The organism is Gammaproteobacteria bacterium, from assembly GCA_027296625.1.
In the GTDB taxonomy this organism is placed as follows: Bacteria; Pseudomonadota; Gammaproteobacteria; order JAKEHO01; family JAKEHO01; genus JAKEHO01.
In genome coordinates, this window is the sequence record JAPUIX010000170.1 from 1 (window position 1) to 20,510 (window position 20,510).

The 20,510-nt window shown below is 51.9% G+C and carries 21 protein-coding genes and 1 pseudogene; 16 read left to right on the forward strand and 6 right to left on the reverse strand.

Annotation, left to right across the window (positions count from 1 at the left end):
- The first annotated feature begins 161 nt into the window (after positions 1–161).
- The 9 genes from O6944_10330 (at position 162) to thiL (ending at position 8,415) form a co-directional block, all read left to right on the forward strand.
- Positions 162–1,118 carry an acetoin utilization protein AcuC gene (locus O6944_10330; protein MCZ6719534.1) on the forward strand — a complete coding sequence of 319 codons (957 nt, stop codon included), beginning with the start codon at positions 162–164 and terminating at the stop codon, positions 1,116–1,118.
- 244 nt (positions 1,119–1,362) lie between these two features.
- Positions 1,363–2,655 (forward strand): serine hydroxymethyltransferase, encoded by a 1,293-nt coding sequence (locus tag O6944_10335; protein ID MCZ6719535.1) that lies wholly within the window; start codon positions 1,363–1,365, stop codon positions 2,653–2,655.
- A gap of 177 nt (positions 2,656–2,832) precedes the next feature.
- Positions 2,833–3,345 carry a transcriptional regulator NrdR gene (gene nrdR, locus O6944_10340; GenBank protein ID MCZ6719536.1) on the forward strand — a complete coding sequence of 171 codons (513 nt, stop codon included), beginning with the start codon at positions 2,833–2,835 and terminating at the stop codon, positions 3,343–3,345.
- Between the two features lie 26 nt (positions 3,346–3,371).
- Positions 3,372–4,445 carry a bifunctional diaminohydroxyphosphoribosylaminopyrimidine deaminase/5-amino-6-(5-phosphoribosylamino)uracil reductase RibD gene (gene ribD / locus O6944_10345; protein MCZ6719537.1) on the forward strand — a complete coding sequence of 358 codons (1,074 nt, stop codon included), beginning with the start codon at positions 3,372–3,374 and terminating at the stop codon, positions 4,443–4,445.
- A 35-nt stretch (positions 4,446–4,480) separates the two neighbouring features.
- A complete protein-coding gene (locus O6944_10350) occupies positions 4,481–5,167 on the forward strand; it encodes a riboflavin synthase (protein ID MCZ6719538.1) in 687 nt (228 codons plus the stop codon).
- A 108-nt stretch (positions 5,168–5,275) separates the two neighbouring features.
- Positions 5,276–6,382 carry a bifunctional 3,4-dihydroxy-2-butanone-4-phosphate synthase/GTP cyclohydrolase II gene (ribBA, locus tag O6944_10355; protein ID MCZ6719539.1) on the forward strand — a complete coding sequence of 369 codons (1,107 nt, stop codon included), beginning with the start codon at positions 5,276–5,278 and terminating at the stop codon, positions 6,380–6,382.
- Between the two features lie 45 nt (positions 6,383–6,427).
- A complete protein-coding gene (gene ribE / locus O6944_10360) occupies positions 6,428–6,904 on the forward strand; it encodes a 6,7-dimethyl-8-ribityllumazine synthase (protein ID MCZ6719540.1) in 477 nt (158 codons plus the stop codon).
- Entirely contained in the window at positions 6,901–7,353 is a 453-nt protein-coding gene (nusB, locus tag O6944_10365; protein ID MCZ6719541.1) for a transcription antitermination factor NusB, read from the forward strand. The genes ribE and nusB overlap by 4 nt, the downstream gene beginning before the upstream one ends.
- Positions 7,354–7,446: 93 nt before the next feature.
- On the forward strand, positions 7,447–8,415 hold the full coding sequence (gene thiL / locus O6944_10370) for a thiamine-phosphate kinase (protein ID MCZ6719542.1): 969 nt from the start codon (positions 7,447–7,449) through the stop codon (positions 8,413–8,415).
- 50 nt (positions 8,416–8,465) lie between these two features.
- Here thiL and O6944_10375 read toward each other — a convergent pair whose 3' ends face one another.
- Positions 8,466–8,963: an acyl-CoA thioesterase gene (locus O6944_10375; GenBank protein MCZ6719543.1), complete on the reverse strand. Its 498-nt coding sequence runs from the start codon at positions 8,961–8,963 to the stop codon at positions 8,466–8,468.
- A gap of 88 nt (positions 8,964–9,051) precedes the next feature.
- On the reverse strand, positions 9,052–9,576 hold the full coding sequence (locus tag O6944_10380; GenBank protein MCZ6719544.1) for a DsrE family protein: 525 nt from the start codon (positions 9,574–9,576) through the stop codon (positions 9,052–9,054).
- Positions 9,577–9,757: 181 nt separating this feature from the next.
- On the opposite strand from O6944_10380, the gene O6944_10385 reads away from it, so the two are divergent.
- On the forward strand, positions 9,758–10,546 hold the full coding sequence (locus O6944_10385) for a class II glutamine amidotransferase (GenBank protein MCZ6719545.1): 789 nt from the start codon (positions 9,758–9,760) through the stop codon (positions 10,544–10,546).
- Between the two features lie 141 nt (positions 10,547–10,687).
- Positions 10,688–12,076 carry a class II fumarate hydratase gene (locus tag O6944_10390; protein MCZ6719546.1) on the forward strand — a complete coding sequence of 463 codons (1,389 nt, stop codon included), beginning with the start codon at positions 10,688–10,690 and terminating at the stop codon, positions 12,074–12,076.
- Positions 12,077–12,374: 298 nt separating this feature from the next.
- Here O6944_10390 and O6944_10395 read toward each other — a convergent pair whose 3' ends face one another.
- From O6944_10395 to O6944_10410, 4 genes are all read right to left on the reverse strand, one after another.
- Positions 12,375–12,809: a class I SAM-dependent methyltransferase gene (locus tag O6944_10395; GenBank protein MCZ6719547.1), complete on the reverse strand. Its 435-nt coding sequence runs from the start codon at positions 12,807–12,809 to the stop codon at positions 12,375–12,377.
- A 197-nt stretch (positions 12,810–13,006) separates the two neighbouring features.
- Positions 13,007–14,104, reverse strand: a complete 1,098-nt coding sequence (locus O6944_10400) for a DegT/DnrJ/EryC1/StrS family aminotransferase (GenBank protein MCZ6719548.1) — start codon at positions 14,102–14,104, stop codon at positions 13,007–13,009.
- Between the two features lie 59 nt (positions 14,105–14,163).
- Complete coding sequence (locus O6944_10405; GenBank protein MCZ6719549.1) at positions 14,164–15,117, reverse strand: Gfo/Idh/MocA family oxidoreductase; 954 nt, start codon at positions 15,115–15,117, stop codon at positions 14,164–14,166.
- Positions 15,118–15,229: 112 nt separating this feature from the next.
- Entirely contained in the window at positions 15,230–15,391 is a 162-nt protein-coding gene (locus O6944_10410) for a hypothetical protein (protein MCZ6719550.1), read from the reverse strand.
- A 560-nt stretch (positions 15,392–15,951) separates the two neighbouring features.
- On the opposite strand from O6944_10410, the gene O6944_10415 reads away from it, so the two are divergent.
- The 5 genes and pseudogenes from O6944_10415 (at position 15,952) to lpxB (ending at position 20,295) form a co-directional block, all read left to right on the forward strand.
- A complete protein-coding gene (locus O6944_10415; GenBank protein ID MCZ6719551.1) occupies positions 15,952–16,230 on the forward strand; it encodes a glycosyltransferase in 279 nt (92 codons plus the stop codon).
- A gap of 412 nt (positions 16,231–16,642) precedes the next feature.
- Positions 16,643–17,068: pseudogene (locus O6944_10420) on the forward strand (DUF6165 family protein).
- A gap of 167 nt (positions 17,069–17,235) precedes the next feature.
- Positions 17,236–17,946: a 3-deoxy-D-manno-octulosonic acid kinase gene (locus O6944_10425; protein ID MCZ6719552.1), complete on the forward strand. Its 711-nt coding sequence runs from the start codon at positions 17,236–17,238 to the stop codon at positions 17,944–17,946.
- A gap of 349 nt (positions 17,947–18,295) precedes the next feature.
- Positions 18,296–19,117 carry a UDP-2,3-diacylglucosamine diphosphatase LpxI gene (gene lpxI, locus O6944_10430; GenBank protein MCZ6719553.1) on the forward strand — a complete coding sequence of 274 codons (822 nt, stop codon included), beginning with the start codon at positions 18,296–18,298 and terminating at the stop codon, positions 19,115–19,117.
- On the forward strand, positions 19,114–20,295 hold the full coding sequence (lpxB, locus tag O6944_10435) for a lipid-A-disaccharide synthase (GenBank protein ID MCZ6719554.1): 1,182 nt from the start codon (positions 19,114–19,116) through the stop codon (positions 20,293–20,295). The genes lpxI and lpxB overlap by 4 nt, the downstream gene beginning before the upstream one ends.
- The last annotated feature ends 215 nt before the right edge of the window (positions 20,296–20,510 follow it).

Consider the following 20,510-nt stretch of genomic DNA (forward strand, 5'->3'; position numbering starts at 1 on the left):
AGTAAGGTTGGTGCTTGATCGCTCGTTGTTAGCACGGAGCGAGCTGTCTAAGCAATCACCCTTGAGCATGTAAGAGGGGATCAGTGACACGCGTTGGCTGTGTCTGAGGGAAGTGAATCGCAACGAGCTCGCCTTGGGTGCGCTTTAGAACTGTTATAGTGATGGCGAACTCCAAATCTGTGTGCGTATATATTGGTGAGGAACTTAGAAGGTATAGTTTTGGAGATGACCATCCGTTCAACTCTCAGCGCCTCGATGCATTCGCACAAGCACTCACTGGCGCTGGCCTCGACCAGCAGGTTCGATTGTGTAAGCCCATCAAGGCAGAAAGAGCTACGATCGAACGATTTCACACAGCCCAGTATGTTGACCGGGTCATTCATCAATCGGCAACGGGTAAGGGTTTTTTGGATCTGGGCGATACGCCGGCGTTTCCAGGCGTTTATGAAGCGGCTTCATATGTTGTGGGAAGCACGTTGGATGCCCTTGATAAGATCATGGCAGGTGATTGTCGACGTGCCTTTGTACCCATCGGAGGCTTGCATCATGCACGAAGGGATTCGGCTGCAGGGTTCTGCGTCTTTAACGATTGTGGTGTGGCGATTGAGACACTGCAGTCAACTTATGGGCAGAGCCGCATTGCCTATGTAGATATCGACGCACATCATGGTGATGGTGTGTTTTACGCATTCGAAGACAATCCTCAATTATTCTTTGCTGACATACATGAAGATGGTCGCTACCTCTACCCTGGGACAGGAAATGCCGACGAGACAGGTCGAGGGGACGCCGTTGGAACTAAACTAAATATTCCGATGCCGCCCTATTCGACGGATGAGCAGTTTATGCTTGCATGGGAACGCGTCGAAGCATTTCTTCACGAAGCGCAGCCTTCTTTTATATTGCTTCAGTGTGGAGCTGACAGTGTGGCTGGCGACCCGATAACCCATTTGCAATATTCACCCAACGCCCATGCGCATGCGGCCAAGCAGCTGTGTCGATTGGCTGATCAATATTGTAGAGGTCGCGTGCTAGGAATGGGCGGCGGTGGCTACGATCACAATAATATTGCCCGCGCATGGACGGCGGTTGTCAGCGCCTTTTTTGAACACGACTGACAATGCGCCTCTCATTAAATTGGGCGCCATGTCGGGCGCGCTATGAGCCCCCGGTGACTTGGTTAATGAAGATCGACACCGGTCTGCTATACACGAGCCGCCATTCTCTGATAGTCTTATATAGGTTGCTTTTCATGAAATTTGTCCTTTGTTGACAGACTCTTACGCGTGTTGGTGTTTTTAAAATGCGGCAAGGGATGTCGGCCTACAAGTCTTGCTAATTAATGGAAAAGAGAGAGCTAACATGTTCACAAGAGACATGCAGATCGCGGGTTTTGATGATGAGCTATTCCGTGCCATCGAAGGAGAAAATAAGCGCCAGGAAGAGCATATTGAGTTAATCGCCTCTGAAAACTACGCGAGTCCCCGCGTTCTGGAGGCGCAGGGCTCTGCTCTAACCAACAAATACGCTGAAGGATATCCCGGAAAGCGCTACTACGGCGGTTGCGAATTCGTTGATATTGCCGAACAACTCGCCATCGACCGAGCAAAAGAGCTATTTGGGGCAGATTTCGCGAACGTACAACCGCATTCGGGATCCCAGGCCAACGGTGCCGTTTATCTTGCCCTGATCCAACCTGGGGACACGATCATGGGGATGAGCTTGGCGGATGGTGGTCACCTGACCCATGGAGCGAAGGTGAATGTCTCCGGCAAGATCTACAATTCAGTTCTCTATGGCCTCAACGCAGACACTGACGAAATTGATTATGATGAGGCAGAAAGATTAGCAGTCGAGAACAAACCCAGGTTGATCATGACCGGATTTTCAGCGTATTCACGCATATTGGATTGGCAGCGATTTCGCGACATTGCGGACAAAGTGGGTGCCTACCTTGTTGCTGACATCGCCCATGTTGCTGGTTTGGTAGCTGTCGGGCTTTACCCGAGCCCGGTACAGATTGCAGATGTCACTACAACCACTACTCACAAGACACTGAGAGGACCGCGTTCAGGACTCATCCTCGCTAAAAGCAATCCGGATATTGAAAAGAAGATCAACTCCATGGTATTCCCCGGATATCAGGGCGGGCCGTTAATGCATGTCATTGCAGGGAAGGCGGTGGCGTTTAAGGAAGCGATGCAGCCCGAGTTCAGGAAGTATCAACAGCAAGTGATGAACAATGCAAAGGTCATGGCCAATACGTTCATGCAGCGAGGATACAAGGTGGTGTCCGGAGGCACAGATAACCATCTGTTTCTGGTCGACCTGATCGATAAGGGAATTACCGGAAAGGAGGCAGACGCCGCATTGGGTCAGGCTTATATCACAGTAAACAAGAATGCGGTGCCCAATGATCCACAGTCACCATTTGTGACTAGTGGAATTCGTGTAGGGACACCTGCCATGACGACACGCGGATTCAAAGAGAACGAAGCGAAAGAGCTAGCAGGTTGGATGTGCGACGTGCTAGATAACGTTCGAGACGAAGCCATGATCCAGCGAGTGAAGAAACTGGTGCTCGAAATCTGCAAGGAGTTTCCAGTTTACGGCGGCGTAGGTCACAAAGAGGATCGAGAAGCAGGCGCTGTGTGACATCTCAAGTCACCGCTGCAATTGTGGTTCGAAAGATGATTTAAACAGTTTGGCGACCGTAATGAGAACCGGCGCACGTTCTGTGTCCATAGGCGAACAGCCAATCAGCGATCCCGACTCCTAATTCCATAATCTGTTACCATTGACTCTTAACCTCCGAGACACACTTTAGATTGTATGCGCTGTCCGTTTTGCGGCGAGTTTGAGACTCGGGTTATTGATTCCCGTGTTGTCGGTGAAGGTGATCAAGTGCGCCGCCGCCGAGAGTGCACTGGCTGCAACGAGCGGTATACGACCTATGAATCCGCCCAGCTGAGTTTGCCTCGAATCGTCAAATCGGACGGTCGGCGCGAGCCGTTTCAAGAAGAAAAGCTCCGGGGAGGCATATTGCGCGCCATTGAAAAGCGACCTGTGAAGATGGAGCGTGTGGAAGTCGCGATCTCAAAAATCAAGCACCGTTTACGCGCTAGTGGCGAGCGTGAGATTAAGTCACGCAAGGTCGGTGATTTGGTCATGGAGCAATTGAGTACGATGGATCGGGTTGCTTACGTCCGCTTCGCTTCTGTGTATCGTAGTTTTGACGATGTAAGGGCTTTCCTTGAGGAGATTGAACGTCTTGAGAATGAGTTGCCACCAGAGCTGAAGGAGAATCAGCTAGACCTGTTGCCAGGGGATGGTGACAAGCGTTGAACTGGACGGTCGCTGATCACCGCTACATGGCCCGTGCCCTGCAGCTTGCTGGGCGTGGCCTCTATACGGCGCATCCCAATCCTCGCGTCGGCTGTGTATTAGTCAAGGAAGGCGTCGTCGTGGGCGAAGGCTGGCACGAATCTCCGGGGGGACCCCACGCCGAGATCCACGCCCTCAATGCCGCCGGAGACGAAGTCCGCGGAGCCACCTGCTACGTTACCTTCGAACCCTGTCCCCACCATGGCAAGACGGCCCCGTGTGTTGATGCGCTCGTCGCAGCCGGCGTCTCCCGTGTCGTCGCTTCCATGCTGGATCCCAACCCGAAGGTCCACGGCCAAGGCCTGGCGCGCCTGGCGGATGCGGGTATTACCGTCGAAGAGGGCCTCTTAAAGGGTGAAGTCGAGCGATTAAACGCAGGGTTTGTTATGCGCATGCGCCACGGCAGGCCCTTTGTCCGATGTAAGCTGGCAATGAGTATCGATGGCCGAACCGCGCCGGCATCGGGCAAAAGCCAGTGGATCACATCCCAGGAAGCGCGCACAGACGTGCAGCGGCTGCGCGCGCGCAGTTCTGCCATTGTGACTGGCATCGGTACGGTGCTGGCTGATGACCCCGCCCTGACGGTGCGTGACACAGCCTCATTGCCTCCAGGACGCCAGCCGTTACGTGGAGTTATCGACTCTAAACTTCGGATGCCAAAGGCGGCGCGCATGTTGGGCCTGCCAGGTCAGACGTTAGTGATGACAACCTCAAATGACCTGCCACAATGGGAGAAACTGACCGCATCCGGAGCTGAGGTCGTTCAGATCACGGAGCGCAATGGTCACGTCGACCTGCCAAGTGCCCTAATGTATCTGGCGGGGTTAGAGGTCAACGAGGTATTACTGGAAGCTGGCGCCACACTGAGTGGAGCGATGTTACAGAATGGTTTGATTGACGAGATAGTGCTGTATGTTGCACCTATCTTTTTGGGAGATGCCGGGCACGGCTTATTCCGCCTGCCTAGCCTTGATACACTGGGCGAGCGTGTCGAAGTCGACGTCATTGACATGCGTATGATTGGACGCGATCTGCGCCTTACAGCGCGTGTCGCAAGGTAGGGCCACAAGCATAGAGACAGTTTGAGTTCGTTTTCATGTTTACGGGCATCATAGAAGCGATTGGTACCATTGCTGCGATAGAATCGAAAGGTGTCGATCAGTTGATACGCATCCGTACCGGGAAGCTTAAGCTCTCCGATGTTAGGGTAGGAGACAGCATTGCTGTGAGTGGTGTCTGTCTGAGTGTGGTGCATCGCTTTGATGACGGTATTGGAGCAGACGTCTCAGCGGAGACCCTTTCTCGAACGACTCTGGGCGCATTGGAAGTCGGTAATCTCGTGAATTTGGAATTGGCATTAACCCTCGCAGGTCGTATCGGTGGGCATCTGGTTACCGCCCATGTCGACGGGATCGGAACAGTGATTGAATGCGCGAATGACGGGCGTTGCGTTCGCTTGTCTGTCAATGCCCCTCATGCGTTGGCAAGATACATCAGTGAAAAGGGCTCCGTGTGCGTGGATGGTGTAAGCCTAACTGTCAATGGTGTCCGCGGTGCCACGTTTGACGTTTATCTTATCCCCCATACCCTGGAACAAACGACATTTGATCGGCTTCTGATCGATCAAATGGTCAACATTGAGGTCGACATCATCGCACGTTATCTAGAGCGACTGCTGCTAGGAGAGCGCGCGGCAACTGTTGACGGTGGCTCAATGACACTACAGTTTCTTGCCGAACACGGCTTCACTAATAATCCACTTTCCTCATCCGGTGACAAGTAACAGTCTATTCCTTTCAAGTGCCTAGGGGAAACTGATAAAGTAACCGATTATAATTGCTCCGATCGGCCAATTTGTGGCACAGGTGTTTTTTACGAGTATCGCAATGATATGTCTTTAAACGCAACAGAAGAGATTATTGAGGACATTCGTCACGGAAAGATAGTCGTTATTGTGGATGACGAAGATCGTGAGAACGAGGGCGATCTATTGATGGCGGCAAGCTGCGTGCGGCCAGAGGACATCAATTTTATGGCCCGTTTTGGACGCGGTCTCATTTGTCTCACCTTAACTCGTGAGCGGTGTAAACAGTTACGATTGCCGCTGATGGTGGGTGATGCCTATGCCAGCCGCTCGACGAATTTTACGATCGCGATCGAGGCGGCAGAGGGCGTAACGACTGGTATATCAGCGGCCGATCGGGCGCTGACAATACGGGCGGCCGTCAAGGCTGATGCCAAACCGTCTGATTTGGTGCAACCTGGGCACGTGTTTCCACTGATGGCGCAGCCGGGCGGCGTGTTGAGGCGGGCGGGTCACACAGAGGCTGGCTGTGACCTTGCGAGACTTGCCGGTTTCGAGCCTGCTGCCGTGATCGTCGAAATCTTGAAGGAAGACGGCTCTATGGCGCGACGACCCGATCTGGAAGCGTTTGCTAGTGAACATGGTCTGAAGATTGGGACGATTGCTAACCTAATTCATTTTCGCATTCAAAATGAAAAGACCGTTGAACGAGTTGCCGACTGCTTTTTACCGACAGAGTACGGCGAGTTTAAACTTGTCGCCTATCGTGACAGCGTTCAGAATGATGTGCATTTGGCCATGATTAAAGGCAAGATCAGTAAGGATAAGCCGACGCTTGTTCGAGTGCATCTTCAAAATCCCATATGCGATCTGACCGGGAGTCTGCGCGAAGATTGTGGTTGGCCACTCCGCAATGTATTACAACGGATTGCAAAGGAAGAGGCCGGAGTGATTGTGATCTTGTGTAACCAAGTAGAGCCGCCAGATCTGATCAGCCAAATTAATAGTTATAAGTGGCAAGATAATCGGGAGGATCTCCCGCACAAACCCAATACTAAGGACTTACGCACGATTGGACTCGGCGCCCAGATACTATCTGACCTAGGTGTCCGAAAGATGCGAGTTTTGAGTGCTCCTAAGAGGATCCATGCTATTTCGGGATTCGGCCTTGAGGTGGTGGAATACGTGAACTAGTTGTATAAGGCTTAGCTATTAATTTTATGCGCGGAAGTAACCTTAATGCCAGATATTGAGACGATTGAAGGAGACTATCTCGTCGCGGATGCACGATTTGGGATCGTAGCAAGTCGCTTCAACAGTTTTATCGTTGAACGCCTGCTGTCCGGATGTCTCGATACATTGAAGCACCACGGTATTTCAGAAGCACATATTATCGTGGTGCGGATTCCGGGGGCTTTCGAGATGCCGCTGGTGGCGAAGCGTATGGCACAAACAGGCCAGTACGACGCGCTGATCGCCCTTGGAGCCGTGATCCGTGGTGCCACGCCTCATTTTGAGTATGTAGCGGGCGTATGCTCGAGAGGGCTCGCTACGGTTGCCACGCAATTTGATATACCACTTGCTTTTGGTGTCCTAACTGTCGATACCATCGAACAGGCCATTGAGCGCGCCGGGACCAAGGTGGGGAATAAAGGCGTCGATGCGGCACTGGCAGCCATCGAGATGGTGAGCCTCATGCGCAAGCTCAAGAAATGAATGATCCCGATGTGGAGGTTTCCAAGCGTGCAAAGGTTCGGGCGCGTCGAAGCGCGGTCCAGGCGCTTTATCAATGGCGGATGACCGATCAAGCGATCCAGGAGATAATCGAAGAGTTTGAGACAGAACGGGATCTACGTAAGGCGGATAGGACGTATTTCCGGTCTTTGCTCGAGGGGATCGCAGACCATGCAGAACAGTTGGATGAAGCGCTTGAGCCCTTGCTTGATCGACCATTAAAACAATTAGACCCCGTAGAACGGGTTGTCCTTCATATTGGAATGTACGAATTGCGCTACCGCCCTGAGATCCCATGGCGCGTCGTAATTAATGAGTCCGTGGAACTCGCCAAGATGTTCGGTGCCGAGCAGTCTCACAAATTTGTGAACGGCATACTCGACAGGGCAGCCCACAGCTTAAGACCTGCGGAGATGGGGTGTACTTCTTGAAAAATGATATTGTCTGCGTTGCGCTTCGAATAGGGTTTCCATACCGCCGCGCGAGTTCGCCGGGACCCTGCCTGGGCAAGAAGCCGCACGACGATGCTTCCATCCGAGTTTGATCTCGTCGAGAAGTACTTCCAACGCACATTCGTGATGCGTGATGACGTCGCGCTCGGCATCGGCGATGATGCTGCGCTTATCCGAGTTCCTCCGGGCGTGGAGCTTGCGTTGTCTACTGATACGTTGATTGCTGGCGTACATTTCCCGGAGGATACCGATCCGGCGGATATCGGGTACAAGGCGCTAGCTGTCAATTTGAGCGATCTAGCGGCTATGGGCGCTGAACCTGCTTGGGCGACGCTAGCACTAACAATTCCTGAGCCCGATGAGCAATGGGTAGGCCGGTTCGCCGCCGGGTTTTTCGAAATGGCGAAGCAACACTCCGTGCAGCTCATCGGCGGCGATCTAACCCGTGGGCCGCTGGTCACGACGGTGCAGGTGCATGGTCTGGTGCCGGTAGGGGCGGCATTGACACGAAGCGGGGCGTTACCAGGGGATCAGATCTACATTACGGGGACGCTGGGCGATGCGGGTCTTGCACTTGCCATACTTGAGCGCGGTGACCGTGTGACCGATGCACATGATCGCTTTTTGCAGAGGCGACTGAACCGGCCAACACCCAGGATTCGTGAAGGCGTGGCGCTCCGTGGGCTCGCCAACAGCGCCATTGATATCTCCGATGGCCTACTGGCGGATTTGGGGCATATCTTGTCTGTCAGTGACGTGGGCGCGAGGCTTTGCCTTGCTGATATCCCGCTGTCCTCTGCCATTTCAGCGAAAACGGATCGAGATACGGCCTGGCAAATGGCGCTTGCGGCTGGGGATGACTATGAGCTCTGCATCACGGTGCCGAGCCACCGGCAGCAACCATTGCAAGAAGCGATAGGTTGCTTTTCCTGCGGCCTGACCTGTGTGGGTTCGATCTTAAAGGAACCGGGACTTCGGTGTTACCGACCTGACGGAACTGAGTTCCATCCGGACGCAGTCGGGTATAAGCATTTTCAGTAGACGCGGAGCTGATCGGACCCACGGGGCAGAGGACGAGTGTGGATGAGGGACTAACCGGCGCTGGTGCCACTGCCTACGTGCAGCCTCTTAGTTTTTCTTAGCGCGTCGTTTCGCATTGCTTTTCTAAGTTTAGCGGCCTCGTATCGTTCTTTTTCAACCGCCGTTTCAATGGATAGCGGGGGCACCTCGATTGGCTTGCCATCTTCGCCCAGCGCCACCATCGTAAGGTAGCAGGAGTTCGTATGCCGCGTTTCCTTTGTCTGGACATTCTCTGCTTCGACTCGGATACCTATCTCCATAGAGCTACGGCCGACATAGTTGACAGAGGCTTGGAACGTGACTAACTCACCGACGTGGATAGGCTGTTTGAAAAACACTTGGTCTACAGATACTGTGACCACGTAACTCTTGCTATACCTTGCCGCACAGGCGTATGCAACTTGATCGAGCAGTTTGAGGATTGCGCCACCATGGACGTTACCAGCAAAATTCGCCATGTCCGGTGCCATAAGTACAGTCATACTCAGGTTTGTTTCTTGCCTGTTCATCGTGGCCTTCTTGGGTGACTAGGTACGCTCGAACCGTTCAGGACAACGACCCAATTAATAAGGCGTTCGTGAAACATCGCTGACCCTGTTATAGCGTCACATAACCTTCCGCTTGCAGGCGTTCTATCTCATCAGGTGCAAAAGGGACCAACTCCATGAATGCCGGCATATCGCTATCCGTCAAGCCACGGCTTGTGATCGTCCTTTGGCATACCTTGAAGTCAATTACATCAAATGCATCGAGCCTTGCGGCTAGATCGACAATATCCTTGTATTTGTCATAGTTCTCCTTGGTGAATAACTCAACATCCGGCCCGTGAAGGACCAAAGCGATATCCAATTGATCATTTTCTGCGTCTGAGCTTTGAGCAAGGTCCTCTGCCCGTCTTAGTAGCGCTTCGAGTTCTCGTGGCGAGTGATCCGACACATCGAACAGATAGCGTTTATTGCCAATGGTAACTTGTGGTTGGGGTGATGAGGCAGACATCTGAGTTGCCATAGAGGCCGAATCCGGCTCACGCCCAGACAAATAGATAAGCGCCGCACAGAATAAGGCGAATAGAGTGAACCCAATGGCAAATGCTGTCGGGCGCATCATTTTAATCATTAGCATAATTCGAGACGCAATACCAGAAACCGTGTGGCAGGCCCCGATTTTGTCGCGATGTGGTGTCCCACCTTGGGTACAACCACAGTCCGGCTCGCCTGCCGGGTGGCACGATTTGCCTGAGGCGCTAAAATACCTGCATTCGCGTGTCTAGCATGGGCCACTTGCATGGCTGTCGGTGTAAGCAATGTGTGAATTACTTGGGATGAGTGCTAATGTACCAACCGATATCCGCTTTAGCTTTACGGGGCTAATGCAGCGCGGCGGCCACACTGGGCCACATCGTGACGGCTGGGGCATTGGATTTTACGAAGGACGAGCTTGTCGTCTCTTTCACGATCCCCAGGCAAGCGCGGACTCACAGGTTGCGCGTCTTATCAAGAGCTACTCAATTAAAAGCAGGATTGTTGTAAGTCACATTCGCAGAGCGAACCGTGGTCGCGTTTGCCTAGAGAATACCCATCCATTTTCTAGAGAACTTTGGGGATGTAGCTGGACTTTCGCTCATAATGGCCAGTTGAAGGGCGTAAAAAAGCTACCATTATCATTTTACAAACCCATTGGCACAACTGATAGTGAGCACGCGTTCTGCTGGATGTTAGATAGGATCCGCGGGCGATATCGCAATGCGCCGCGTCGCCCGGAGACACTTTGGAGGTTTATATATGATTTGGCCTGGGAGTTGCGGAAACGCGGATCGTTTAATTTTTTACTGAGCGATTCGAAGTTTCTATATGGCCACTGCAGCACGCATCTCTGTTGGATAACGCGGCGTGCGCCCTTTGGAAGGGCACGCTTGATCGATGCAGAGGTCGTCGTGGACTTTGAGAAAGAAACCACACCAAAGGATATTGTGACAGTTATCGCATCGCGACCACTTACACACGACGAAGAATGGACGATAATGAAACGGGGAGCATTCAACGTTTTTACTAATGGGGTTCCGGTGGGGAACCACGGGGCTTACGTTGATTAATTAGTTGGCGTTTAGACGTATCCACCTCCTTATCATTTCGACCTGGAGATAACCCGTCTGTTGAATTTCGTTGGGTAACCCAGTACGGGTTAGCAGCCAGAGTTGGCTTTTGCCCCAATCGACGAAATAGGAGCCATGCCGATGATTGAAAAAGATTATCGTACTGAGAGGGACAGCATGGGTGAGATTAAAGTCCCTTTGGAGGCTTTGTACGGGGCCCATACGCAGCGCGCTGTGGAGAACTTTCCAGTCAGTGGGCTAAGAATGCCTCGGGCGTTTATCCGTGCATTGGGGGTTATCAAGGCGGCGGCGGCGAATGCCAACGAGGAACTTAGTCTGTTGGAGACTGATATGGCGGAAGCCATCGTGAACGCTGCGGCCGAAGTGGAGCACGGCGAGCACGACCAACATTTCCCGATAGATGTATTTCAGACTGGGTCGGGAACCAGTACGAATATGAACGCAAATGAAGTGATCGCTTGCCTAGCCGCGGAGCGTCTAGGAAATCCAGTACACCCGAATGATCACGTTAATATGGGTCAGAGTAGTAACGATGTCATACCCACGGCGATTCATGTCAGTGTAATCTTGGAGATCGAAGATTTATTATTACCTGCGCTTGGTCATCTTGCCGATACCATCGCGGGGCGTGCTCGGGAGCTGGATAGTATTGTGAAGACCGGGCGCACCCACTTGATGGACGCCATGCCGGTGCGCGTTGGGCAGGAGCTCAGCGCTTGGGAGGCGCAGGTTGGGCATGGACGCGAGCGCATCGATTCAGCACTGGAGCGCTTACGAGCGTTGGCGATTGGTGGATCCGCTGTGGGTACCGGCATCAACGCGCATCCGGAATTCGGTCAAAGGGTAGTAGCTAATCTTACGGCTGCAACAGGCGCGCACTTTGCCACTATGCCAAATTATTTTGAGGGCCTAAGTTCTCAGGACGCAGCTGTGGAAATGAGCGGCCAGTTAAAGACCGTCGCGGTGAGTCTAATGAAGATCGCCAATGATCTGCGCTGGATGAATAGTGGGCCGCTGGCGGGTCTGGCAGAAATTAGCTTGCCAGCCTTGCAGCCAGGCAGCAGCATTATGCCGGGAAAGGTGAATCCTGTGATCCCAGAAGCAGTCATGATGGCCTCTGCTCAGGTCATAGGGAACGACGTAACGGTTACCATCGGTGGTCAAGCCGGAAATTTTCAGCTGAACGTGATGTTACCGGTTATTGCGTACAATTTACTGCAGAGTGTTGAACTATTATCAAACTCTGCGCGGCTCATTGCTGATAAGGCTATTGCAGGATTCACAGTCAACGTGGAAAAGCTGCACGAGGCCCTTGAGAAGAATCCAATCCTTGTTACAGCGTTAAATGCGGTAATTGGTTATGAGAAGGGTGCTCAGATTGCAAAGAAGGCGTACGCAGAAGGGCGTCCAATTTGGGAGGTGGCAATGGAAATGACCGACCTTTCGAAAGAGGAACTTGTCCGGCTACTCGACCCTAAAGAGTTGACTAAGGGAGGGATCCGGAAATAACTTTGTATTATTTAGATCGACCTGCATTCCTACGCTTATTTAGCCGAGCAAATCGGTGCTTTGGGCTCTTTCGAAGACTCAATGCTACCGCTTTTTTGCGAGTACGATGAGTGTGCGGCCATAAAGAGCTGTTTTTGAGTTTTGGTGTGCCGCCGTTTCAGATCGCCCATACTTCATGCGTGCGCTGAGCCAAATGAATGGAGTTAGAAATACCAAGAGCATCGATGTTCGCTGGAATTTATCTGTCCGAACGTGAGTGATATCCAGCCCACTTTGCGCTAAACGCCACCGATATCTATCAAGCGTAAATGGTGTGATGTGTTGCGACACTGGATCCAACTGATTTGGATCCAATGTTGGGAATGAGTAGAAATAGCCTAGTGAATAAGAATGCGAGTTTGGACTTCAATGAAATGATATTTGGCGTACTGAATGCAAGTGTGCCACCCGGTCTTAAAATCCGCGATACTTCGTTGAACAGACCGCAGTGGTCTTCGAGATGTTCTATTAGCTCGACTGCCAAGACTAGATCGACCGAGCCATCAGAATAAGGTAAATGCCCGGTAGCATCCACGCGTCGGCACTCCACGCCAGGAACATCAAAGTTATCAGGAAATAGATCACAGCCCTGTACGGAATAGCCGGCGTTGAGTAGCCTTCGAGAAAGTCCCCCACGACCTGCTCCAACGTCTAAGATCTGAATATCCCCTGAGGGCGGGATTTCTGTTTCCACAATTCGCACGACTGATTCGTGAATCCGCGCACGGCCATCGCATCATATGGCTCAACGTCTGTCATTGGCTCGCTCTTAACTAACGACGTGACTCACGATCCCGTGTCGGCCGCGCTTATGTCAGTCATTCAATATTTGAATAGACTTACCCCGTGGCTGCGGCTGTCAGGAGCATCGATGAGCCGTGCTGAATGCACTTAGTTGTTGACCGCCTCTTTTATCACAGCCACGATCTCTTCGATCGCTTCATCTTTGAGTTCTGGATACATCGGTAAGGATAAGCACTGTTGCGCAACTTGCTCGGTTGTGGTCAGATCCATAGCCCTATACGTGTCTATAAATGCCTTCTGTTTGTGCAACGGAATAGGATAGTAAATTGCACTTGCAATACCAGCATCTCTTAATCGATCCATGATTCTATCGCGGTCCGGTACTAGTACAGTGTACTGGTGATACACGTGATAACGGGTAGTTTCCTCATACGGGATCGTTACATTGACATCAGACAATAAGCGATTATAGAAATGCGCTGCTCGCCGTCGGCCCTCGTTGTAGGTATCCACGTATTGCAGTTTGGTACGTAGTACCACTGCTTGGATCTCATCTAAGCGGCTATTAAGTCCAATGACACCGTGATGATGTTGTTCGTTACAACCGTGGTTTCGCAGCGTGCGGAGCCGCTCAGCGAGTTTACCCGAACGCGTGCTGACCATGCCGCCATCCCCATAGCAACCCAGGTTTTTACTCGGGAAGAAACTGAAACAGCCCATGGTCCCAAGGGTGCCTGTTTGATGTCCATTGATATGCGCGCCAAATGACTGGGCACAGTCTTCGATCAAATCAAGGCCATGCTTTTTGCAGAGTGCAGTGATCGCTTCCATGTCCGCCGGTTGACCAAATAGATGGACCGGCAGTATTGCCTTGGTTTTTTCAGTAACTGCTTGTTGAATCTTGTTAGGGTCTATGTTGAAGGTCTGCCGATCGATGTCAACAAAAACAGGTGTGGCGCCAACGTAACGAATGGCTTCGGCAGTGGCAATAAAGGTAAACGCTGTGGTGATGACTTCGTCGCCAGGCCCAATTCCCGCGGCTCTGAGTGCAAGATGGAGTGCATCAGTTCCTGAGGCACACGATACTGCGTAGTCGACATTCAGGTAATTAGCCACTTCCTGCTCGAAGGCTGAAACATTTGGTCCAAGGATGTACTGACCACTCTCCAGAACCGCCCGTATTTTTGGAACAATATCAGGTTTAAGCTGTTGATACTGTTGTTTGAGATCAAGCATCGGGATCATGTGTGGTCTGGCCTCGTACGTTTTCTTAAATTTCAAGGAACCCGTTACCCCGCGTGGCATCAGGGGGCTGTCAAGGGAGATTTATTCAATAGTTCAGTTATTTTAATTGCGGTCTCCAACGCGCGCTTACCATCTTCGCCTGAGACGATCGGCTGCCCCCCACTGCGTATTGCGTTGAGGAAGAGCGCGATTTCCGTGTTTAGTGCGTCTCCATCCTCGAAAGTCGTTTGCTCGCTGTCGATATTAGGGATTCCGGGAAACATCTCACCAGCACCTTTTCGATGAACGGTCAGCACTCTATTCTGAAAATCTATAGAGACATAAGAATTTTTCTGGAATAAACGCATCTTACGCTCGGTCTTCATGCTGACACGACTCGCAGTCACATTAGCAACACAACCGCTCGCAAAGAGTAGGCGAGTGTTCGCGATATCAACAGCATCTGAAAGAATGGACGCACCCGTGGCATCGATTCGTACCAAATCGGAATCAACTAGATTAAGAATGATGTCGATATCATGGATCATCAAATCCAACACCACACTGACGTCTGTACCCCGTGGATCAAAGCGCGCTAGTCGATGTGTTTCAATGAACACTGGTTGATCCCGCAGCTTGTCGAGATTGAGGAGTGCTGCATTAAATCGTTCTAGGTGCCCGACTTGAAGAATCTTACCGTGGGCCTTCGCTAGCGTTATCAGGTCCTCTGCCTGTGAGACGGTCGTCGTGATAGGTTTCTCCACTAACACGTGACTGCCATGCTCTATAAATGCCTTAGCGATCTCGAAGTGAAAGCTGGTGGGCACAACGATGCTCACAGCTTCGACCCGGTCGAGTAATGCCCGATAATCAGTCAAAGCTTCAACGTTATACCGGGTTGCGACTTCTTCAGCGACGTCGCGGTCGACATCCACAACTGCAACAAGTTCACTGTCTTCTAGTTGAGCATACTTTTCAGCGTGGAACCTGCCCAAGTAACCAACGCCGATAACTGCTGTGTGGATTTTTGACATAAATGATTCCATGGTATTTTGCATCCGGCCGTGTGATTATCAAGTCAGCCGATCATTGCACTGTCTGACGAACGCGCTAGAGAGTTTGGCACGGTAGTTCAGCAATCTATGTTTACTTGTTTTTATCGCTTTCGTAATAGGAACTCGAAGTCGTATCCAAAATCAATGCCCAAGGTGGCAAAACTCGGCCACGCACCCATTCTCTCTTGAATACGCCGGAAATAAAAGTATGGATGCCAGGTTCGAAGTCGCGATCAATGCGTTGCCAATCCATGTCTTATCTTTTTGACAAGGCCCTCCGTCTTGGGATCGTCTGAAATCGCAATGACCTTCTGCATCCGTGAAGACAAGTCTAGCTCGTCTCGCGACTGACGGGCCGGTACAGCCCGCAGCGTCTTTCTCATCGCTGGCAGATAGCCGAGAGCGTGCGGATCCCTTTTGATATGTATGTTTCGGAACCTGACGCATTCGAACCCATACTCCGAGAACAGTCGTAACAAATGCGGCTTTGAAAAGAAAGCGAGGTGGATCTGGCCTAGGAGGGCCAATAAGCTTTTTGACGATCGCTGAAGGGTGTCCGACATTTTCTTGATTACTTCAAGATCTGCGTTGCCGTTGGGAGTGATCAACTGAAGGCATCCACCTACACGCAAAACCCGATGGGTTTCCAGTAGGTGATCACGCGGGCGAAGAACGTGTTCGAGCAGATCTTTCTGAGGGATATAGTCGAATGCGTTATCCGGAAACTATGCATCTTTGAGGGTAACGCATCGCACGTCCAGTTCAAACTGCTGATGGGCGAAATAGGCAGCAAACCCTGACACATCGATTCCCATGACATTCCTCCAAGCCGCTCGCCATGTTCAAGACCATCAACACAATGTGGCCTTTGTATTGGTCGGCGGAGGGAAAGATGAAGACACTGTAAAGGCAAAAGCAGAGGAGCTCGGTTTGAAAAACATCTTCCTTGAAGGTTATCAGACAGATCCCTATTCGTATTACAAAGTGTTTGACGTATTTGTACTGACTTCGAAGTCTGAAGGCCTAGGCTCGGCGATCCTGGATGCCTTCGCATATCGCGTACCGGTGGCGGCAACTGCCGCTGTTGGATAGGCGAATTAGTACAAGATGGACAGACGGGTTATCTAGCGCCTGTAAGTGATCCTCACGCGGTAGCCGAGAAGATCCTGGATGTGCTGTTGGATTGCAATAGCGCTGCTGGATACGTCGAGGATGCGTTTTCATTGCTCCAGGCACGTCACACCATTGATGCAATGGCGGGATGTTACGCAAAGTTATACCAAGATCTCATTGAGACAGACGATGCAAATGGGCACTAGTTTATAGGCTTCGTGACTGATTTGTGGACCACGTTGGCTCCACGTGGTGATCTGAAGCAGGGAACGTTCGTATTTGTGCCTAGCTGGCTGAAGCATTCTTTACAAAAGAGTTTTCATATCATATTTGTTGCAATCTGTTGACTTGGCGTACAATGTCGCTTCATTTTTTGCGGGAGCTTATCTGAATGAGCCACATAACTGTACCGATTTCCATCGGTGAGCTTATCGACAAAATCACTATCCTGGAAACGAAGTCGTAGCGAATCGGTGATGTCAACAAACGCAGGAACGTCAGAACAGAATTGGATCTGTTAAATCGAACATGGGAAAATTCTCCTTATGCTATAGATGATATTAATAAGGAGAGGAATGAGATCAAGTCGATAAACGAAGCGCTCTGGGATATTAAGGATAAGATTAGGCTCAAAGAGGCCGAAGGTCAGTTTGATTCAGAATTCGTTGAGTTAGCTCGCGCAGTATACAAAAATAATGATAAGCGGGCGGCTATTAAACGTCAGATCAATATCCTTTTTCACTCTGACATCGTTGAAGAAAAATCCTATGCTGATTACACTCAAAAAAATGTGCAATCTCCGCGCGGCCGTATTTAGTATGGCTTTCCTATTTAATTTCCCTCAAATCAACGCCCTCGCCCTTCGAGATACAACTGTGTCTTAGGAGATACCATTTTTAAATGGGAAACTATGGGGTACGCCGATTGGTCGGGGCCAATTCTGGATGCCCCTTGTTGGCAAGCAGTAATTGATGGCAGATGCTGATGAACGCGCGCGAACAATCGCTTGATCGTGGCTATATTATTTATGACCGGGATGTCGTTCAGAGTGGTGAGGATATTAGTTTCGATCCCAAGCAGTTGGCTGATGTTGGCTCCGTGGTCGGCAAAGTTCAGGGGCGGGGCGTGACCTACTTTATCAAATTGAAAGGCCAGGATTGCGTGTTGCGCCACTACTACCGGGGCGGCGCTATAGCACGGGTCATACGTGATAAGTACTTCTGGACAGGAATTCGTCGCACGCGAGCATGGCGGGAATGGTGCATGTTAGAGAAGCTTTGTGAAATGGGATTGCCAGTGCCGCAGCCAGTGGCAGCCCGGGTTTTGAGGCGCGGCCCATTCTACACGGCAGATATAATAATCGAGCGCCTGATCGGCGCTTGCTCTCTAACTGAATTACTCAGACAACACAAACTAGGCGAGGATTTATGGAGATCTATTGGCACCTGTATACGACGTTTTCATGATGCTGGCGTATACCACGCAGATTTAAATGCACACAATATTTTACTAAAGGGAAAAGATGCGATATATGTTGTTGATTTTGATCGAAGCAAACTGTGTAATCAGTCCGACCGTTGGCGCCTTAGGAATCTGACGCGGTTGTATCGATCCTTAATAAAACTTAGAAAATACACAGATGCTTATTATTTTTCGGATCGGGATTGGCAGGCGCTTTGTGAAGGCTACGGCTAAGAGATCTTCCATAGAAGTACAAGGGGAAGAGCACGAGTTACGAACGTAATGCGCCCCACGCTCGCCGAGTGACTTGATGGACTTGTCGGCACAAAAACATTGTCTTATTCTTCAGAGCACTGTCCACACGTGCCTGTTTGGCATAAGTTGATGCTGTCCGATTGACTCCAATCGAGGTACGAGAGTGAATAACGTTTGTCGTCGCAGCGCTAAATACCCGAATGTAGGGTACACATTAAGAGGTTTGTTGAGTCGGACAAAATGGCAATAAACTATCGGGTGCTTTTGGGTGATATCGGAGTGGCGCAAGCTGAGCTATTGTGCCTTGTGTGTCGGGCGAAAGTGACCTATGCCGCCTAAGCTCGGTATCATCGCGGGCGGCGGCGACCTGCCTGCTTCTCTCATCTCCGTTTGCCGCGCCATCGGGCGCGAATTTTTCGTCCTTGCCGTTGAGGGGTACACCGATCCGAAACTGGTTGCCGACGTGCCGCATGCCTGGACACGCTTAGGCGCTTTTGAAACCAGTATTCAGCTGCTGCGCGAAGCAGGCGTTGAAGAACTCGTCCTGGCCGGCCATGCGCGCCGACCGTCCTTTACCGGGATGAAGCCGGACCGACGGCTGCGCCGTTTGCTGTTTAAAATAGGAGCCGCTGCGTTTGGGGATGACGGGCTACTTTCAGGTGTGATCAAGGAGTTTGAAGAAGAGGGATTTCGGGTGGTGGGACTGGATAACATACTCGGAGATGTGTTGGCTGTTGAAGGTATATATACAGAGTCCGCACCTGATGAACAGGCAAGGCTGGACATCGAACGTGGCGTCGAAGTGGCACGGGCACTGGGCAATGTGGATGTTGGCCAGAGTGTCGTGGTGCAGCACGGCATTGTCCTTGGTGTTGAGGCGATCGAGGGCACGGACGCACTGCTGACCCGCTGCGCTGCGCTGGGCCGCGACGGACCCGGGGGAGTTCTCGTGAAAGTGAAGAAGCCTGCGCAAGAGCATCGTGTCGATCTGCCGACGATCGGCGTCAGTACGGTTCAAGCGGCGGCTGCTGCGGGCCTTCGAGGCATTGCCATTGAAGCCGGAGTGTCTCTGGTCGTTGATCAGCCTGCTGTAACCCGCGCAGCCGATGAAGCCGGCTTGTTTCTTATCGGAATCACGATCAAGGCGTGAGCGCGCCAGCCCACTCTGAAGCGGGAGAGCTGATTTTTCTCGTTGCAGGTGAGCCATCGGGCGATCAACTTGGGGCACGCCTGATGGCAGCGCTGAAGGACGAGGGAGGCCCCGCGATTCAGTTTGCGGGTATCGGTGGGGAGCAGATGGCCGAGCAGGGGCTCAAGAGTCTCTTTCCGATGACGGAGCTCTCTGTGACGGGTATCGTCGAGGTGATGCTGCACTTACCGCGTATCTTTCGCCGCATCGGTGATACCGTTCAAGCGGTTCTGAAATGTCAACCCGATGTCGTCGTGACCATCGACTCACCGGATTTCTCGCTCAAGGTGGCCGAACGCCTGAAGGGTCATGGAATTCCACTCATCCATTATGTGGCACCGACGGTATGGGCCTGGAAGCCCTGGCGGGCAAGGAAGATGACGGGTTTTCTGGACCGCGTGTTGGCTCTATTGCCATTCGAGCCACCCTATTTTGAGGTGCACGGGCTCCGTTGTGATTTCGTGGGTCACCCGGCCGTGGAGGGCGCCTCCGGAGGCGATGGACAGGGGTTCCGCGAGCGCTACGGGATCCCGATGACCGCGCCACTCATCTGCGCACTACCTGGGAGCCGTCGAGGCGAGACAGCACGCCTGCTGCCCGTGTTCATAAAGGCCCTTACCCAGCTTAATGAGCGTGTACCGGGACTTCGCGTAGCGCTCCCAACGGTGTCCACTGTCGCCGATCTCATTGAGGAGGCGGTTTCAGCTTTGCCGATGCCCGTCATAGTCGTTCGGCGCCGAGATGAAAAATATGACGTGTATGCGGCGGCAGATGTTGCGCTGGCTAAATCGGGTACGGCGCTGATCGAACTCGCGGCGGCGGGCGTGCCTACTGTCGTAACCCACCGTGTCAATCCGCTAACAGCATTCATGATGCGGCGGATGATTAAACTGGACTATGTAAGCTTCGTTAACATTCTGCTCGGGCGCCCTATGCAGCCGGAGCTGTTACAGGAAAACTGCAGGCCAGAAAAGCTCGTACCTGCCGTGGAACGCATGCTGAGTGATTCTGAGTGGCGCGCTGAACAAATCGAAGGCGAGCGCCATGTAGCTGAGATGCTGGGTATGGGCGGTGAGCCACCAAGCCTTCGAGCTGCGCGGGTGGTGCTGGATGTCATGCGGTCGAGAAGAGATGGTTAGGTGGTTCGATGTTAGAAAAGGGTGGGTGACTCGGCACGGCAGTGTCGATCGCCGTAGACCAATAACACGAGGATGCGCGCGGGCCTCACAGTTTCACGCTTCTCATATTAAATGAAGGCATTGAGCAACTTCCTTGTCTATATTGGCGCCACGGTCGTCTTCGGCGCGCTGCTATCGTATCTCCTGTTTCTGTTGATCCATCATAGTCTGTTTGA

Excerpts from the sequence above, each read along its gene's own strand:
- O6944_10330 (MCZ6719534.1), top strand. The coding sequence starts at position 162 with ATGGCGAACTCCAAATCTGTGTGCGTATATATTGGTGAGGAACTTAGA.
- O6944_10335 (MCZ6719535.1), top strand. The coding sequence starts at position 1,363 with ATGTTCACAAGAGACATGCAGATCGCGGGTTTTGATGATGAGCTATTC.
- nrdR (MCZ6719536.1), top strand. The coding sequence starts at position 2,833 with ATGCGCTGTCCGTTTTGCGGCGAGTTTGAGACTCGGGTTATTGATTCC.
- ribD (MCZ6719537.1), top strand. The coding sequence starts at position 3,372 with ATGGCCCGTGCCCTGCAGCTTGCTGGGCGTGGCCTCTATACGGCGCAT.
- O6944_10350 (MCZ6719538.1), top strand. The coding sequence starts at position 4,481 with ATGTTTACGGGCATCATAGAAGCGATTGGTACCATTGCTGCGATAGAA.
- ribBA (MCZ6719539.1), top strand. The coding sequence starts at position 5,276 with ATGTCTTTAAACGCAACAGAAGAGATTATTGAGGACATTCGTCACGGA.
- ribE (MCZ6719540.1), top strand. The coding sequence starts at position 6,428 with ATGCCAGATATTGAGACGATTGAAGGAGACTATCTCGTCGCGGATGCA.
- nusB (MCZ6719541.1), top strand. The coding sequence starts at position 6,901 with ATGAATGATCCCGATGTGGAGGTTTCCAAGCGTGCAAAGGTTCGGGCG.
- thiL (MCZ6719542.1), top strand. The coding sequence starts at position 7,447 with ATGCTTCCATCCGAGTTTGATCTCGTCGAGAAGTACTTCCAACGCACA.
- O6944_10375 (MCZ6719543.1), bottom strand. The coding sequence starts at position 8,963 with ATGAACAGGCAAGAAACAAACCTGAGTATGACTGTACTTATGGCACCG.
- O6944_10380 (MCZ6719544.1), bottom strand. The coding sequence starts at position 9,576 with ATGCTAATGATTAAAATGATGCGCCCGACAGCATTTGCCATTGGGTTC.
- O6944_10385 (MCZ6719545.1), top strand. The coding sequence starts at position 9,758 with ATGTGTGAATTACTTGGGATGAGTGCTAATGTACCAACCGATATCCGC.
- O6944_10390 (MCZ6719546.1), top strand. The coding sequence starts at position 10,688 with ATGATTGAAAAAGATTATCGTACTGAGAGGGACAGCATGGGTGAGATT.
- O6944_10400 (MCZ6719548.1), bottom strand. The coding sequence starts at position 14,104 with ATGATCCCGATGCTTGATCTCAAACAACAGTATCAACAGCTTAAACCT.
- O6944_10405 (MCZ6719549.1), bottom strand. The coding sequence starts at position 15,117 with ATGTCAAAAATCCACACAGCAGTTATCGGCGTTGGTTACTTGGGCAGG.
- O6944_10410 (MCZ6719550.1), bottom strand. The coding sequence starts at position 15,391 with ATGGATTGGCAACGCATTGATCGCGACTTCGAACCTGGCATCCATACT.
- O6944_10415 (MCZ6719551.1), top strand. The coding sequence starts at position 15,952 with ATGACATTCCTCCAAGCCGCTCGCCATGTTCAAGACCATCAACACAAT.
- O6944_10425 (MCZ6719552.1), top strand. The coding sequence starts at position 17,236 with ATGAACGCGCGCGAACAATCGCTTGATCGTGGCTATATTATTTATGAC.
- lpxI (MCZ6719553.1), top strand. The coding sequence starts at position 18,296 with ATGCCGCCTAAGCTCGGTATCATCGCGGGCGGCGGCGACCTGCCTGCT.